The organism is Jeotgalicoccus marinus DSM 19772, from assembly GCF_000425825.1.
Lineage (GTDB): Bacteria > Bacillota > Bacilli > Staphylococcales > Salinicoccaceae > Jeotgalicoccus > Jeotgalicoccus marinus.
In genome coordinates, this window is the sequence record NZ_AUEE01000003.1 from 95341 (window position 1) to 110838 (window position 15498).

Here is a 15498-nt window from a genome sequence, read left to right on the forward strand (position 1 = left end):
GGGTTTTCCTATTCAATTAGCTTAACAAAGCACCTTCTTCATGGCTTTTTAAGCCAAGTGCCTTTGTAGTTCGTTCATTTACTTCTTTAAACAACTCTGGATTTTGGGACAAGGAAGTACCGTAAGTTGGTATCATTTCTTTAATTTTGTCTTCCCAGCCCGGGAACTCTTCTGGGAAGGCTCTACTGATTAAATCAAGCATCGCATCTACACAGACTGAAGCCCCTGGTGATGCACCTAGTAAGGATGCTATCGAACCATCTTCTGATACGATTGTTTCCGTACCAAACATCAATGTACCTTTTCCGTCTTTGTCTGTATCCTTGATAACTTGAACGCGTTGACCAGCAACTACTGTTCTCCAGTCCTTACTTTTGGCATCAGGAATAAATTCTCTTAGCTCTTCGATACGCTCTTCTTGCTTTAATAATACTTGTTGTATTAGATATTTTGTTAATCCCATTTCCTTAGCACCAGCGGATAGCATCGTTAAGACATTATAAGGTTTTACCGATGCAATTAGGTCTAAATATGACCCTGTTTTTAAGAACTTAGGAGAGAAGCCTGCAAATGGTCCAAATAATAGTGAACGTTTACCATCGATGTAGCGTGTATCTAAGTGAGGTACAGACATTGGTGGTGCACCCACTTTCGCTTTACCATACACTTTCGCTTCATGTTTATTGACGATTTCTTCATCTTCACAAACTAAAAACAGGCCACTGACAGGGAATCCACCGATTTTTTTAGACTCTGGTAATTTCGTTTTTTGTAAGAGTGGTAGACTCGCTCCACCTGCACCAATAAATACAAAATCAGCGGTATGAAATTCTAGTCTACCCGTATTTAAATCTTTTACTTTCACTTGCCATTTGCCAGATTCTGTACGTCTTAAATCTTGCACCTCGTGCTTATACTCAACTTCAATACCATCATTTGCTAGGTTATCAAATAATTTTTCTGTTAGACTTCCGAAGTTAATATCCGTTCCGGAGTCAATTTTAGTCACTGCAATTTCTTCAGATGGTTGGCGGCCTTCCATCATTAAAGGCACCCATTTTTTCAATACTTCATGATCATCTGAGATTTCCATACCTTCAAAAAGTGGACTTTCAGTTAACTTGTCGACACGTTTTTTAAGGAATTCAATATTCTTTTCACCTTCAACAAAACTCATATGCGGCACTGTATTTATAAATTCAGATGGCGAAGATAACTTGCCATTTTCTACTAGATAAGACCAGAATTGTTTTGATAGTTGGAACTGTTCATTGATTTTAATTGCTTTTGTTGCATCAATTGTCCCATCCTTCATTTCCGGTGTATAGTTTAGTTCACATAAAGCTGAATGCCCTGTCCCAGCATTATTCCATGCATTTGAACTTTCACTTGCCACAGCATCCAGTTTTTCGAATACCTTGATATTCCATTCAGGTTTTAATTCTTTTAAAAGCGTTCCAAGCGTGGCACTCATAATTCCACCACCGATTAGAACGACATCAGATTTGCTAATAGAAGTAGCCATAATCTTATCTAAGCCCCTTATTCTCTTATTAATTGTTTTATATATATACAGTATACTCTTTTTACTCAAGTTCTTAAAGTCAAATTACGTAATGCGTTATACTAATTAAAAAATGTGTCATACTAATAAAATATTCAAAAAAGTCACCTGTTTATAACAAACAAGTGACTAAAGAATTTCATTATGAAAGTTGATTGTTAACAAACTGTGCAAATTCATCCGCATCACCTGAAGTGATATTTACCATTGCGAATTTGCCCATACCATCTGGGAATTCTATAATCAGTGAGTCATTCTCAACACTTGCTTTAACGATGTCAGTATAAGCAAACACGCGAGTGTAAGCCTCGCCGTTCATATCAACATTCATAAACATACGTTCATTCGTTGTCATGTACGCTCCCTGGAAATAATTCTGATCTCTCACTTTATATAGTAGAGTCCCCGTTAGTGACGGCCCAAATTTTTCCGTCGGATACAGGTCTGCCTCTGTTAAATTGAGCAAATCCATGTTGTTACCTCCTATATATTATTCAAGATTTTCCAGTTGTTTTTCTGTGCAACGGATAAAAGGTCAGAATCTGGCGAAACAGCAACCGGCTTACCTACAAGTTCTAACATTTTTAAATCTGAAATGCTATCACTATAAGCACGACTGTTTTTCCAGTCAATTTCCTTATTCTTGAAGTGATCTTTTATGATATCAATTTTGCGTTCAGCAAAGACACGCTCAAAACGGGCCTTATAGTCAAGTTTTCCTTTATTGTTATAGTTTACAGATGACCCCACAATTAAGTCAAAACCTATACCTTTAAAGAGGGCTTCTAATAAAGGAATAAAAGCACCTGATATTAAAACGACATAGTAATTGTCTTGTTTTAACTGTTTAATCTTATCTAGTAAGGGACGACGAAGCTCTTCAGACATAGACCTTGCAACATCAGTGAAGAATTCTTCTATATCAGTCTTTGAATAACCTTTAAAAGAAAGAATATACGACTCAAGCGCTCTTTGTTGCATTTTAATTTTAGGCACTAATTTTAATTTATAACCGAAATATGTAGGTGCAAAATAACGTACAAAACGTTTATAATTCTTTTTATATTTTGGATGACTTCGAAGATGCAAACGCAAAGTTTCGAAGGTTTCATGTGGGTACAATGTGCCATCAAAATCAAATAATGCTACTTTCATGTCGCTTTTGTCCTCTCCCTAAATAGTAATATCTATAGTAAATATTTTAACATAAATGATTTAGGGTATATACTATTATGCAATGACGATTAGGAGGGTAAAAATGGATTTAACAGTATATTTAGCCGGAGAAATTCATTCTAACTGGAGAGATGAAATCGAAACATTATCAAAAGAAAAGAACTTACCATTAACTTTTGTCTCACCACAAACCAACCATGATTTATCTGATGATATTGGTGAAAACATTCTTGGTGAGCAACCAAGTAAGTACTACCGTGATGATGCTGCTTCAAGCATCAATAATTTACGCACACAAGTAATGATGAACAAAGCTGATATTGTTATTGCCCTATTCGGTGAAGAATACAAACAGTGGAATACCGCAATGGATGCAACAACAGCGATTAATCTCGGCAAACCACTCATTCTAGTTCGCCCAGAAAAGCTTATTCATCCTTTAAAAGAAATCTCTCAAAAGGCGAATGTTGTTACAGAAAATGTTCAACAAGCGATGGAAGTTATCGAGTACATCTATAAATAAATTCACTTTTATTAAGCCGCTTCAGCACCTTACCTACGCGGCTTAATTTTTTTAAGTTTTTTTAATACTCCAATTGACGTTGTAAATTTTCCCGATGACCGCTATAATTGGCCCATGTGTCAGATATATTGCTCTTACTAAAATATATTACAAAAGGGGAGATTTATAAGATGATTTTAAATAGTGCATTAAATTCTGGCTTTACATTCTCTGTAGGTTGGCAACATTATCTAATGATTGCCTTATACTTTTTACTTCTTGCAGGGATTGGTTATTATGCGTACAAACAATCCACATCTACAATGGATGAATACACACTTGGTGGCCGCAATATCGGTCCTTGGGTGACTGCATTATCTGCAGGTGCTTCAGACATGTCAGGTTGGATGCTAATGGGACTACCTGGAAGTATGTATGAAGTTGGTATGTCCAGTTTATGGATTGCAATTGGTCTTACTGCCGGTGCATATGTGAACTACATCATTGTTGCACCAAGACTCCGTATCTATTCTGAAGTATCTGAGAACTCGATTACTTTACCTGACTACTTTGAAAATCGTTTTAAAGACGAAAAACATCTCGTAAGAATCATAGCAGGACTAGTTGTTGTTATATTCTTCGCTGTATATACAGCTAGCGGAATGGTGTCAGGAGGTAAACTCTTTGAAAATGCCTTTGATTTACAGTATCATTGGGGACTTTTCATTACAGCTAGTGTCGTCATTATCTATACATTTGTCGGTGGCTATCTAGCAGTTAGTCTAACCGACCTCTTCCAAGGCATAATAATGTTTATAGCCATATTTATGGTTCCTATTGCAACATGGTTAACCCTTACAGGTAATGGGGTTGAGCCTTTTGTAAGATTGGAAGACCTCGGTGCAATAAACGATGTTGATTACATGTCCATCATAAGTGGTGTTTCTTTTATTACTATAATTAGTAATCTAGCTTGGTTTTTCGGTTACTTTGGTCAACCGCACATTATTATACGTTTTATGTCCATTAAAACACATAAATTACTACCTGCTGCACGACGTATTGGTATAACATGGATGGCTATTTCACTAGCAGGCGTTTCACTTGCTGGTCTACTGGGCGTCGTTTTTATAGACCATACTCGGCACTATGTTGAAGATCCTGAAACAATCTTGATTTTAATGAGTCAGGTACTCTTCCATCCTCTTGTTGGTGGTTTCTTCTTAGCCGCTATTCTAGCGGCAATTATGAGTACAATTTCTTCTCAACTATTAGTGACTTCGAGTTCACTTGTACAAGACTTTTATAAAATGATTCGTCACCGTGTATTAAAAGGTAAGGAAACTAAAACAGAAGCTGAACTTGATAAAATTTACGTTGCGATGAGTCGCTTATCAGTAGTTATTGTTTCCCTTGTTGCGATTGCTATTGCATGGGACGATGAATCAGTTATCTTAAGTATAGTAGCCAATGCCTGGGCAGGATTTGGTGCTGCTTTTGGTCCACTCGTTGTAATGTCCTTACATTGGAAAGGCATGACTCGCTCTGGTGCAATTGCCGCAATCATTGGTGGTGCCGCTACTGTAATCATTTGGATTGCAGCGGGTACATTTGGTACTGGCTTATATGAAATTATTCCAGGAGTTATCGTATCAACGCTTCTCGGTATTATTGTAAGTAAAATGACTCAGAAGAAAGAGCTTAAACCAGAAATGATGCGTGAGTTTGAAGAAACTGAACGTATTCTTAAAGGTTAATATAAGTAATAAGACCGTAACTCATGGTAACAACCACTGAGTTACGGTCTTATTTTTTAAAAAGTCTCTCCCCTTTAAAGATAGAGATATGATAATCTTTAAATGAGGTGGACAAATGACAGAAAAATATTTAAACAGAACATTTATATTGGGTATTGCTTTTACTTTACTTATTGCATTAATCAGTATGGGCTTAGCTCAACTGCCTATTGTACAGAACATTGGCGCTTTAGCTATTGCCTTACTTATCGGTCTAATTTACAGGCAAATATTGGGTTACCCTGAGTCCATTCGGCCCGGCATTACTTTCTCAGCAAAAAAACTGCTCAGAGTCGCTATAGTATTGTATGGTTTTAAATTAAATTTACAACTTATTATCTCTGAGGGTTGGATTATGCTAGTACTTGGAACAGGCGTGATTCTCTTATCCTTTTTACTCATGCATGCCTTTAATAAGTTCATGGATACAAATTCATCGATCATGTTCTTGCTTGCTGCAGGGACAGGTATATGTGGTGCTGCCGCTATTTCAGCAGTAAGTTCAATAACCAAAGCAAAAGAAGAAGATACAGCTATTAGTATTGGTTTAATCTCAGTTGTCGGAACAGTTTTCGCCTTAGTTTATACTTTTATTGGGCCAGCTATAAATATGGACAACAGTGTTTATGGTCTATGGAGCGGCTTAAGCTTACATGAAATTGCTCAAGTGGTTCTTGCAGGCGCAACTGGTGGGGATGATGGAATGGCCATGGCCCTATTATCAAAACTAAGTCGAGTATTTTTATTAATTCCAGTCAGCTTTATTATTATGTATGCATTCGCTAAGAGAAATCATACAGATGCAAAAGGAAAAGTTGATATACCTTATTTCTTAGTTTTCTTTTTAGTTGTCACAGTGTTGAACAGTTTTATTTACATACCTGATAATATACGAAATATTATTGATCAACTCACTACCTTACTAATGGTTATGGCTATGGTTGGGCTTGGCTTAAGTGTCTCTCTTAAATCTATTAGAGAAAAAGCAATGAAACCACTGATTGCCTTAATTATTGTATCTATTATTTTATCCCTAGTTACTTACTATGTCGCAAGCTTTATAAACTAAAAAAACTGGTGAACTGCCTTTTGGCAATCCACCAGTTTTTTATGCTTTATAGTAAGCCAATCCACTGCCAGTATGTTGCTGACATGATGATGATTAAAATGTAACCTCCGACTGTCAGGAAGATACCTGATTTAAGTAGGTCTTGTACTGTAAATGTTCCTGTACCATAAGCAAGCATATTCTGCGGAGCACTTACTGGTAAGAGGAAACCGAAACAGATTACAAATTGTTGAATTAGGACAAATCCTAGTGATGAATCTCCAAAATTCAATGTTGTCGTTAATGCAATAAACACTGGAATCAAGGCTGATGCAAGTGATGTTGCACTCGCAAACCCTAAGTGAATTACAATGTTAAATATTGATACTAGCGCAATAATAGCAACAAGTGGTAAGGAATCTAAGCCCATAGCTCCAAATGTAACATCAGATAACCACTGTGCAGCACCAGTTCTTAGTAATACTGTACCTAATGAGATACCAATTGCGAATACGATAATTGTACCCCAGTTGATCGTCCCTTCTACTTCCTTCCAAGTAAAGACACCAATCTTAGGTGTTAACATTATTGCAAGTGCAATCAATGTAATGGATGAAGAATCAAATGGGTGAAGAATGCCTTCTGTCGCCCAGAATACTAGAAGTAAACTTGCGATCGTTATCAAACGCCACTCAACTGGTTTTATTGGACCAAGTTTTTCAATTTCACTGTTGATCATCTCTCGTCCTCCAGATATCTCATCCGTTTCCGCTTTAAAGAAACGTGTCATTACGAAGTATAATAAAATACTCATAATGATAGAGAACGGTGCTGCATAGATGAACCATTGAATCCATGATACATCTTCTCCCATAGCTTCATTAATAAAGCCTATTGCGACTAAGTTTTGTGCTGCTGCGGTTTTAATACCAATGTTCCAAATAGAAACGGCTTGTACAGCTGTAACGATAAGGAGTGTTGCAAGACGACTATCTTTTGGCATACCGAATGCAGCAATCATACCAATCAGAATTGGGATAACTGCACCCGCTCTTGCTGTTGCTGATGGTACGAAGAATGCAAGTAAGATAGATACTAAAATTGTACCCAAGACAATTGCATTCGTTTTGTTACCAACAATACGTAAAACGTACAGTGCTAAACGTTTATGCAAGTTAGTAATCTGCATAGCACTCGCTAGGAATAGTGCTGCTGCAACTAAGGCAAGTGCTGAACTAGAAAAACCAGAAAAGGCAAGGCTAAGTGCATTACTTGTACCAAATTGATCTGTTCCATCAGGTACACCTAGTGCTTCCCCAATTTCATTTCCTGGTACTGGAGACAGCCCAAGTAAAATAATGAGTAGGCCAACTATCATTACTGCGGATACTGGATATTTCACTGCTTCTGTTACCCACATGATGACTGCAAATGCTAGTACAGATAATGACCTTAAACCAACTACACCAAGAGCTTCAGGTGCTGGCAAGAAATTAATAATAATTAAAACTAAAAAGGCTACAATAATCCAAAGCGGCTTATACGCTTTTTGTTCTTTCTGATTCGCCATAACAGTTCTTTCTCCTTTTAAAATTTATTATCTTTATCACTGCAAATATACCATTTTTTGTTACTTTAATCGCTTCACAATACCAATTTGTCATAATTTCATCAAAAATTTAAAAGGAGAAAAATTGTATTCGTTTTCATTTTTGCTCACATACTTTTAATTTTATATAATAGAAATTATATATACCTACTGAGATAAAATCAGCCATGCACGATTTGTGCATGGCTGCTTCATCTTATTAATCTTCTTCCAAAGCTTCGCTATTGTAAATTTTTACATTTCTAAATACATAACTACCGATTACTGCAACAATAAATGAAATTACTGCACAGATTGCAGCGTACATAAGCACTTGTCCTGCAGGATTATAACCAAACATTACAAGTAAACCAGGCACGGGTGCTGCAGTTCCTGGGGCATCATTGACCATACCTGACGTCGCAATAACGACACCCGATAAAGCCCCACCTACAAAGTTTGTCACATACATCGGTATAGGGTTTGCAGTCACTAAGTCTGCCTTAGACAGCGGTTCTATTGCCACAGAAATAATGGACTTTAAATCTCCTATTTTCAACTTATAGAAGAGCCAAGCACTAGCTGGAGATGATGCAAATGCTGATAATGCTGCAACAGCCATTGGTATCCCTGTTAATCCAAGTAAGGCTGTTAATGCCATAGAACTAAGTGGTGAAATTCCAACTATTGTAACAATACCACCGAGCATTAAGCCCATTACTAATGGGTTTGTTTCAGTTGCAGTTTGAATGATTGCACCAATTTCTAGTAATGAGTTGTCTACTAGTGGTGTGATTGCTAATCCAAGTAATCTAATTGCTGGTAGACCAACAAGGATAACGATAATAAAGTCTAAGCCCTTCGGTACAACTTTCTGCAACCAAAGTACAAAGAATGACACTAGATAAGCAGAAAACAAACCAGGAATTAGACCCATATCACCAAAACCAGCAGCTAATATTGCTGCATTGACCGGTGCAACTTTCATTGCTAAGGCAACTAACATAACGACAATTGTGCCATCGAGACTACCTGCAACTGCACCCGCATCTTGGAAAAACGGTATTCCAAATATGTCACCTATCACGAATGTATTCAGTGCCTCAACTAAATATGTCGCAATAGCTGCACCTGCAAATGCACCCATAACTTTAGAACCATATGGCGCGAAATGCGTAAATAACGTAAAAACTAGTAAAATAACTAAAAGTAATCCAATACTTAACAGCTCGTCAATTTCCAAAACCCCCACATTGTATATCTATCAGTGTATAATTATGAAAAGCCTTTCAAAATTACAATGAGATTAAGTTATCATAGCAAAAAATTTAAGTCAATTACTTTATATTAAAGAATAACTTATCTTTATGTTAAACTAAAAATGTTATAATACATTAAATTACAAAATATGGGGGCATTATTATGATTAAATACTTAGCAAATGCTTATCTTGGATCACAACTTATTGAAGGTGGCTTAGACAAGATCAAAGCGGACGGAAACCTAGGTGAAGATTTTGAATCTGAGTTTAACGTGAATGCTGATCAAATGAAATTAGCAGGCTATTTAGAGGCAGTTGGTTCTATCTTCTTGTTCTTATCTTTCTTTGGTAAGACCTTCACAAGAATTGGTACACTTTTAGTTAACGCGGTACTCGGTGTTGCAGTTATAAAACATTTCAAAGCAGGTCACGGATTTGAAGGAAGTAAAAGAGCCTTAAAACTACTCGGCCTTAGCACATTAAGCTTCTTAGACTCTTTCCGTAAGTAATGCATAGCAGCTAATTTATTATGTTTGAAAATTGCAGTTAAAGGATAAATATAAAGACAACATATTTTGGAGGTTTTTTAATTGTTAAACTATAACAAACAGTATATAAATGGCGAATGGGTTGATAGTGACAGTAAAGCAACTATAGAAGTTATTAACCCCGCAACAGAAGAAGCATTTGCAACTGTTGCTGCTGGTAACAAAGCGGATGTAGACAAAGCGGTTGCTGCAGCTAAAGACGTATATTTAGAATTTCGTAATACCCCAGTAAAAGAGCGTCAAGCGATGTTAGAACGCATTGCTGAAGAGTATGAGAAACGTAAAGATGATTTAATCGAAACAATTTCTAACGAACTTGGTTCGCCAATAGATATGACTGAGCAAACACACTATAACGCTGGTTTAGGACACTTTAGAACTGCTGCTAAAACCTTAGATACTTTTGAATTTGAGGAGCAGCGTGGCGATGCTTTAATCGTTAAGGAAAGTATTGGTGTTGCAGGTTTAATAACACCATGGAACTTCCCAACGAACCAGACAGCATTGAAATTATCAGCTGCCTTTGCAGCAGGGTCACCAGTTGTCTTAAAACCAAGTGAAGAAACACCTGTTACTGCAGTACTACTAGCAGAAATTTTTGAAGCAGCTGGTGTACCTAAAGGTGTCTTCAACTTAGTAAATGGTGACGGTGAAGGTGTCGGAATCCCATTAAGTGAACACCCAGATGTACGTATGATGTCATTTACTGGTTCTGCTCGCGCAGGCCGAAGCATCATGGAAAAATCAGCACAAGACTTCAAGAAAGTTGCACTTGAACTAGGTGGTAAATCACCACTAATCGTTTTAGATGACGCAGATATAGATGAAGCTGCTCGCATTGCAACTGGAAGAGTGGTTAGAAACACAGGCCAAGTTTGTACAGCAGCAACACGTACAATCGTCCCTGAAAGTATGAAAGATGCCTTTATCGAGAAAGTAACTGAAAAAATGTCACAAGTCAAAGTTGGTAATCCAAAAGATAGTGGTGTCGAAGTTGGACCCTTAATTAGCAAAACACAATTTGATAGAGTTCAAAGTTATATTGAAAAAGGTGAAGCTGAAGGTGCAACCTTACAATTAGGCGGTACAGGCAAACCCGAAGGTCTAGAAACAGGTTACTTTGTTAATCCGACAATCTTCACGAATGTAGACAACAGTATGACGATTGCTCAAGAAGAAATTTTTGGACCAGTCATGAGTATCATCACATATGATACTTTAGAAGATGCAATTAAAATTGCCAATGACACCGTCTATGGACTAGCAGGTTATGTCGTTGGTAAAGATCCAGAAAAACTTAAACAAGTCGCACGTTCTATCGAAGCAGGTACAGTGATTATCAATGAAGGTAAAGGTACAAATGATTTACCATTCGGTGGTTATAAACAATCCGGTATCGGTCGTGAATGGGGCGACTATGGCCTAGAAGAATTCCTTGAAGTAAAATCAATTAAAGGCTATTTCGAATAGAATTTAGATACAGAAAGTCGTCCGTTTTTTAAACGGACGACTTTTTATATTTTAAAATGCCAAATTCTTCTTTTTAATAAGTATAAGAAAGTCATATAGAGCATTAGTCCGAGCACTAAAAATGAAATATTCATTAGTGATACACCGTACCAACCAGCCATTCCCCAAAATAGGCCGGCTAAGGTACCACCAACACTAGATCCTGTGTAGTAGAAAAACAAGTAAAGTGATGAGGCCTGAGCCTTATTATTGTGGGCGATACTACCGACCCAGCCACTGGTTAATGAGTGTGCAATAAAGAAGCCAAAGGTAAACATGACGAGTCCAATGATAACCGCAATAAGTGATGGGATTAACAAAATTAGTAAGCCTGAAATCGAAATGATGAATGCTGTATATAACATCGTTGTCTTCCCAAATTGGTAAACTAAACGACCAGAAATCATTGAGCTTAATACTCCAACTAAGAAAATTAAATAAATCCAACTGACTATAGTTTGACTCACTTGATAATCTTCAATGAGCACGAATGATACGTAGTTATAAACAGACACATTGGTTCCAAGTAATAGGAAACCCATAACAAATAGAATAACCAATAAAGGATTTTTTATATGTGCAGCTAGTGTTTTTAATAAACTTAATAGATTAAATTCTCTTTTAGTAAAATGTTGAGAGGGTGATAACGAGTACCAGAAAATGACGGTTGCAATTAAGCTCACTACCCCAACTCCGATTACACCGACTTGCCAGCTCCACAAACCCGCTGCAAGTCCTGCAAAGACCCGTCCAAATACCGCTCCAAGGGCATTCCCACTTATGTATAGACCCATTGCCCCAGGTAAGCTAGTTGGATGTATTTCCTCTCCAAGATAAGCCATGGCAATGGAAGGTAAACCCGCTAGGGCTACGCCCTGTATAGCGCGCATCACAAATAGGCTTGAGAATGTTGGGCTAAATGCCGTTAAAATACAGAGTAAAGACGCGACTAACATCGAAGTTATCATAATATTCTTTCGCCCAACTGTTTCAGATAAAGACCCAAAAAACAGCATGCTGATTGCCAATGTAAATGTTGTCACTGAAAGGCTAAGACTTGCTGCGGTCGGTGTAACATTATAAAAAGTCGTTAGGTCTGGTAAGATTGGTTGCACGACATACAAAATCGCAAAAGTATTAAAACCTGCTGCAAAAAAAGCTAATACGGTCTGCTTATATTTTGAAGTACCCCGCTCTATAAATTTCATTTTTCATCCCTCTTTAATGTGCATCTTTGTATACTGTTCGATCTAACCACGCTTTAGCTTCAGTTAATTCGGCTGTACTTAATTCTCTTGGATACGTCATCTGTACGAGTTCTACGGTGTCTAAGTCCTTATTGATTTTAGGCTGCATATACTTAAAATCAGTTAGATAGTAACCATTTTTCTCGTAAAATTGCACACGTCTTTTCTTCGTTTCATCATCAGGGGCTTCTACTTCAAGAATGACTGGTTTGTTATCTAGGTCATGGAAAGCTTGTAAGGTTTTAGATCCAAGACCTCTTGAACGATAGTTAGGGTTAACTGCTAAATGCTCTATAAAGCGATATTTCTCATTTTCCCATACTGCATAAAATGCGAGAATATCGTCATTTTCCTTTAGCACGAGTATGTTATAGTTATTAAGTTTCAGTAAATCTTTTTGACCTTGATACGTTCGTCTCTCTGACTCTGGAAATGACTCTGCCATGAGCTGATAAACAAGATCAAACGCTTTGTCTTCTAGTTTTTCTAACATATTTACACACACTTTCGAATTGTATTTACTTAATACTATAGAACAGTTTGACAATTAAATACAAACTAATCATTTAACCTATTAAAAATACCCCATAAACTGGAACCCTGAGTTCAGCTTAAGGGGTAAATGTTATTTATCGACTGCTACGGCACTAATTTTCTTTAACATATTTCTGAATTGAGAAAGTTCTTCATCACTCAATTCGTCAAAGAGACTCGACAAGAGGTTCGCATGACTCGGGAATATGTCACCGATTAAAGCTTGACCCTGCTCTGTGAGTTCAACTTTCATACTCCGCTTGTCGTGCTCGTCACGTAATCGTACGATATATCCTTTTTCTTGTAACTTATCTAAAACGTAAGTCGTACTTGAGTTTGCTATTAAAATGCGTTCTTGGATTCTGTTAATTGGCTGTGGTCCTTTGTTGTATAACAATTCCATGACAGCAAATTCACTGATGTTCAAGCCGTGTTTTCTCACGTCTTTTTTAACGCTTTTTTCTAATAGGTCATTCGTTCTTTTAATTCCTACAAAAGCCTTCAGACTTTCTTCAACTCTGTCCATATAATTAATTACCTCTCAACTACTACGAAATCGATAAAATTGTACCTCACCAAGGTGATTATGTCAACTTTAGTCTTCATCGTCTTCGTAGTCATCATCCTCTTCTTCGTCAAAATATTCATCATCGAATTCGATATAGCGACCATCAACCATATCAGCATAGGTGTTTGCTTCATAGATTAATTGTTCAATATTTCCGTAGTCATCATCGCTAACATCTAGGTAGACGACCTTGTTGACTTGTCCTGTCACACCATTGAGAGAGACCAAAGCGCCTTCATCATCACCGTCGACAATCTGAAGAATATAATACTCTCGATTTTGCCCTTCACCACTCCAAGTAGAATACACATTGTTGCCACCAACTTCATTTGCAGCAGCATTTTCTGCTTGCTCAACTGTTAAAATTTCAGGTTCATTCGATTCAGCGGGTTCCTCTTTTTTAGATGGAGCTGTACCTGACTCATCTTCTGTTTTTTCTGGTTCAGAAGGTTCATCATTTTCAGTCCCCTCATTCTGTTCTTGTGAAGTATTTGAATCGTCAGCCGCAGTATCCTCTGACGGTTTCGCAATAGTTTCAATAGCTTCTACCGATGAATCATGGCGGTTAATTGTGATCTTATGAGTACCTGTATCTCCTTCAACATTGACGATGTAAATGTCATCGTCTGCACCTTCTTCTACAGCTTCTACCGAACCACCGTAACGTTCTGTAACGATTGCCTTGGCCTCATCTTCGTTTATCAGGTCTTCTTGGTTGAAAAATACAAATACCATTCCAGCGATGATACCGATGATAACAGCGCAAATGGCAAACACTAATTTATTCCGCTTCGTCATGATCCACCTCCATATCTATAATTAACGTAAAGGTTGTACCTTTGTTCAATTCACTGTCCACTTTAATCTCAATACCGTTTTTATCTGCTAGTGTTTTGGCTATAGCTAGACCAAGCCCAGAGCCCCCTGTCTTTCTTGCTCTTGCTTTGTCTACTCTATAAAATCTTTCAAATATTTGATTGAGTTCTGCCTGAGGTATACCAATACCTCTATCACGAATTTCTATAAATACTTTTTCAGCATCCTTACTTATGTTCACTTCAATCGATTCTTGACTATACTTATAAGCATTATCTAAAAATATTTTAATCAATTGCTCAAAGGACTGCGTATTAATATAGATATGAGGATTTGTACCATCTGTACTCACTTCGATATGTCGATTAAATGCTTTTTCTAATCGTTTTGATACGTCATTAACAAGATGGACGACGGGTATATACTCTTTATTCTCTGATGCATCTTCTTTTGATACTTGAGTGAAACTTAGGAATTGTTCAGTTAAATATTTCATTCTTAGCGTTTCGTCCGAAATTGCTGTAATACCTTCATCTAATAAATCACTTCTTGTCTGACCAAAACGTTCTAACATCTTAGCATAAGATGATATGACTGTGAGCGGCGTTTTTAGCTCATGGGATGCATTCATAATAAAGGCTTGTTGGTTTTCGTCGTGCGCCTTTAAAGTTAACATCATATCGTTATAAGAATCTGTCAGCATTTTTAATTCCTCAGTATCAGACTCGTTTGTTGAGATTGTCTTAAATTGCCGAACACCTTCTTTGTCATTCATACGTCTAATCATTTGTTTAATGGGCCCTATGATTAAGTTAGTTATTACTCGGTTTAAGATAAAGACTAGAAGTATAATCACGACTGTTGATATGACTAGAATCCACTTCAGAATATTATAAGTACTATATAAGAACTCAACATTTTCAAATATTTGGAGTGAGTACACCTCCCCATTATCCCAAATAATAGGCTGGGAACTCATAACAAAATGCTGCTCACCTAGACTTGTAACGTCAGTGTATTGCTTCGTACTATAGTCCTCAGATAGCTCTACATAGCTCTGATCCGTCGCTATTCTAACGATATAATCACCCGCTTCATCTTGTAAGGCGATATAACCGTCAGACAGTGAGAAATATTGTAGGACTGTTTCCCCACTAATGTTGCTTTCCCTCGCATTTTGAACCTCAGAAATAATATTATTCCCTCTGTTCTCTAACTGTCCCATCTCAGCTTCTAAAGAATAGTGCTTATAAGAAAAATAAATAAGCAAATTAATTAAAATCACGACGATGGCAATCATCAGTGTGGTGTAAAGTTGGATTTTAGTTCCTAATTTCATAA

The 15498-nt window shown here is 37.1% G+C and carries 15 protein-coding genes; 5 read left to right on the forward strand and 10 right to left on the reverse strand.

Annotation, left to right across the window (positions count from 1 at the left end):
• Positions 1 to 16 precede the first annotated feature (16 nt).
• From mqo to H624_RS0100600, 3 genes are all read right to left on the reverse strand, one after another.
• The gene (gene mqo, locus H624_RS0100590; protein WP_256370671.1) at positions 17 to 1528 is read right to left on the reverse strand and encodes a malate dehydrogenase (quinone); all 1512 of its coding nucleotides are present in this window, start codon (positions 1526 to 1528) and stop codon (positions 17 to 19) included.
• Between the two features lie 178 nt (positions 1529 to 1706).
• Positions 1707 to 2036 carry a hypothetical protein gene (locus H624_RS0100595; RefSeq protein ID WP_026865834.1) on the reverse strand — a complete coding sequence of 110 codons (330 nt, stop codon included), beginning with the start codon at positions 2034 to 2036 and terminating at the stop codon, positions 1707 to 1709.
• An 11-nt stretch (positions 2037 to 2047) separates the two neighbouring features.
• Positions 2048 to 2719 carry an HAD family hydrolase gene (locus H624_RS0100600; RefSeq protein ID WP_026865835.1) on the reverse strand — a complete coding sequence of 224 codons (672 nt, stop codon included), beginning with the start codon at positions 2717 to 2719 and terminating at the stop codon, positions 2048 to 2050.
• Between the two features lie 103 nt (positions 2720 to 2822).
• Between H624_RS0100600 and H624_RS0100605 the strand changes: the two genes are divergently transcribed.
• The 3 genes from H624_RS0100605 (at position 2823) to H624_RS0100615 (ending at position 6107) form a co-directional block, all read left to right on the forward strand.
• The gene (locus tag H624_RS0100605) at positions 2823 to 3263 is read left to right on the forward strand and encodes a YtoQ family protein (protein WP_026865836.1); all 441 of its coding nucleotides are present in this window, start codon (positions 2823 to 2825) and stop codon (positions 3261 to 3263) included.
• A gap of 170 nt (positions 3264 to 3433) precedes the next feature.
• Entirely contained in the window at positions 3434 to 4999 is a 1566-nt protein-coding gene (gene putP / locus H624_RS0100610) for a sodium/proline symporter PutP (RefSeq protein ID WP_026865837.1), read from the forward strand.
• 115 nt (positions 5000 to 5114) lie between these two features.
• Positions 5115 to 6107, forward strand: a complete 993-nt coding sequence (locus H624_RS0100615; protein WP_026865838.1) for a YeiH family protein — start codon at positions 5115 to 5117, stop codon at positions 6105 to 6107.
• A 46-nt stretch (positions 6108 to 6153) separates the two neighbouring features.
• Here the strand turns inward: H624_RS0100615 and H624_RS0100620 are convergent, their stop codons facing one another.
• Complete coding sequence (locus H624_RS0100620; RefSeq protein WP_035855244.1) at positions 6154 to 7656, reverse strand: SLC13 family permease; 1503 nt, start codon at positions 7654 to 7656, stop codon at positions 6154 to 6156.
• Positions 7657 to 7894: 238 nt separating this feature from the next.
• Complete coding sequence (locus tag H624_RS0100625; protein ID WP_026865840.1) at positions 7895 to 8911, reverse strand: PTS sugar transporter subunit IIC; 1017 nt, start codon at positions 8909 to 8911, stop codon at positions 7895 to 7897.
• A gap of 185 nt (positions 8912 to 9096) precedes the next feature.
• Between H624_RS0100625 and H624_RS0100630 the strand changes: the two genes are divergently transcribed.
• Both H624_RS0100630 and H624_RS0100635 read left to right on the forward strand, forming a co-directional pair.
• Positions 9097 to 9444, forward strand: coding sequence for a hypothetical protein (locus tag H624_RS0100630; RefSeq protein ID WP_026865841.1), 348 nt, complete (start codon positions 9097 to 9099; stop codon positions 9442 to 9444).
• Between the two features lie 81 nt (positions 9445 to 9525).
• A complete protein-coding gene (locus H624_RS0100635) occupies positions 9526 to 10953 on the forward strand; it encodes an aldehyde dehydrogenase family protein (RefSeq protein ID WP_026865842.1) in 1428 nt (475 codons plus the stop codon).
• Between the two features lie 44 nt (positions 10954 to 10997).
• On the opposite strand, the gene H624_RS11390 is transcribed toward H624_RS0100635, so the two are convergent.
• The 5 genes from H624_RS11390 to H624_RS0100660 all read right to left on the reverse strand — a co-directional run bounded on the left by H624_RS11390 (position 10998) and on the right by H624_RS0100660 (position 15496).
• Positions 10998 to 12200 carry an MFS transporter gene (locus H624_RS11390; RefSeq protein ID WP_035855250.1) on the reverse strand — a complete coding sequence of 401 codons (1203 nt, stop codon included), beginning with the start codon at positions 12198 to 12200 and terminating at the stop codon, positions 10998 to 11000.
• A 13-nt stretch (positions 12201 to 12213) separates the two neighbouring features.
• A complete protein-coding gene (locus tag H624_RS0100645; RefSeq protein ID WP_026865843.1) occupies positions 12214 to 12732 on the reverse strand; it encodes a GNAT family N-acetyltransferase in 519 nt (172 codons plus the stop codon).
• 132 nt (positions 12733 to 12864) lie between these two features.
• The gene (locus tag H624_RS0100650; protein ID WP_026865844.1) at positions 12865 to 13299 is read right to left on the reverse strand and encodes a MarR family winged helix-turn-helix transcriptional regulator; all 435 of its coding nucleotides are present in this window, start codon (positions 13297 to 13299) and stop codon (positions 12865 to 12867) included.
• Between the two features lie 69 nt (positions 13300 to 13368).
• Positions 13369 to 14139: a prolipoprotein diacylglyceryl transferase gene (locus H624_RS0100655; RefSeq protein ID WP_026865845.1), complete on the reverse strand. Its 771-nt coding sequence runs from the start codon at positions 14137 to 14139 to the stop codon at positions 13369 to 13371.
• A complete protein-coding gene (locus H624_RS0100660) occupies positions 14123 to 15496 on the reverse strand; it encodes a sensor histidine kinase (protein WP_026865846.1) in 1374 nt (457 codons plus the stop codon). Before H624_RS0100660 ends, H624_RS0100655 begins: the two co-directional genes overlap by 17 nt.
• Positions 15497 to 15498: the final 2 nt, after the last annotated feature.

What these genes read in the sequence shown, in the direction of transcription:
- H624_RS0100615 (WP_026865838.1), top strand. Translation starts at nt 5,115, where the DNA reads ATGACAGAAAAATATTTAAACAGAACATTTATATTGGGTATTGCTTTT.
- putP (WP_026865837.1), top strand. Translation starts at nt 3,434, where the DNA reads ATGATTTTAAATAGTGCATTAAATTCTGGCTTTACATTCTCTGTAGGT.
- H624_RS0100605 (WP_026865836.1), top strand. Translation starts at nt 2,823, where the DNA reads ATGGATTTAACAGTATATTTAGCCGGAGAAATTCATTCTAACTGGAGA.
- H624_RS0100595 (WP_026865834.1), bottom strand. Translation starts at nt 2,036, where the DNA reads ATGGATTTGCTCAATTTAACAGAGGCAGACCTGTATCCGACGGAAAAA.
- H624_RS0100655 (WP_026865845.1), bottom strand. Translation starts at nt 14,139, where the DNA reads ATGACGAAGCGGAATAAATTAGTGTTTGCCATTTGCGCTGTTATCATC.
- H624_RS0100645 (WP_026865843.1), bottom strand. Translation starts at nt 12,732, where the DNA reads ATGTTAGAAAAACTAGAAGACAAAGCGTTTGATCTTGTTTATCAGCTC.
- H624_RS0100630 (WP_026865841.1), top strand. Translation starts at nt 9,097, where the DNA reads ATGATTAAATACTTAGCAAATGCTTATCTTGGATCACAACTTATTGAA.
- H624_RS0100620 (WP_035855244.1), bottom strand. Translation starts at nt 7,656, where the DNA reads ATGGCGAATCAGAAAGAACAAAAAGCGTATAAGCCGCTTTGGATTATT.
- H624_RS0100660 (WP_026865846.1), bottom strand. Translation starts at nt 15,496, where the DNA reads ATGAAATTAGGAACTAAAATCCAACTTTACACCACACTGATGATTGCC.
- H624_RS0100600 (WP_026865835.1), bottom strand. Translation starts at nt 2,719, where the DNA reads ATGAAAGTAGCATTATTTGATTTTGATGGCACATTGTACCCACATGAA.
- H624_RS11390 (WP_035855250.1), bottom strand. Translation starts at nt 12,200, where the DNA reads ATGAAATTTATAGAGCGGGGTACTTCAAAATATAAGCAGACCGTATTA.
- H624_RS0100650 (WP_026865844.1), bottom strand. Translation starts at nt 13,299, where the DNA reads ATGGACAGAGTTGAAGAAAGTCTGAAGGCTTTTGTAGGAATTAAAAGA.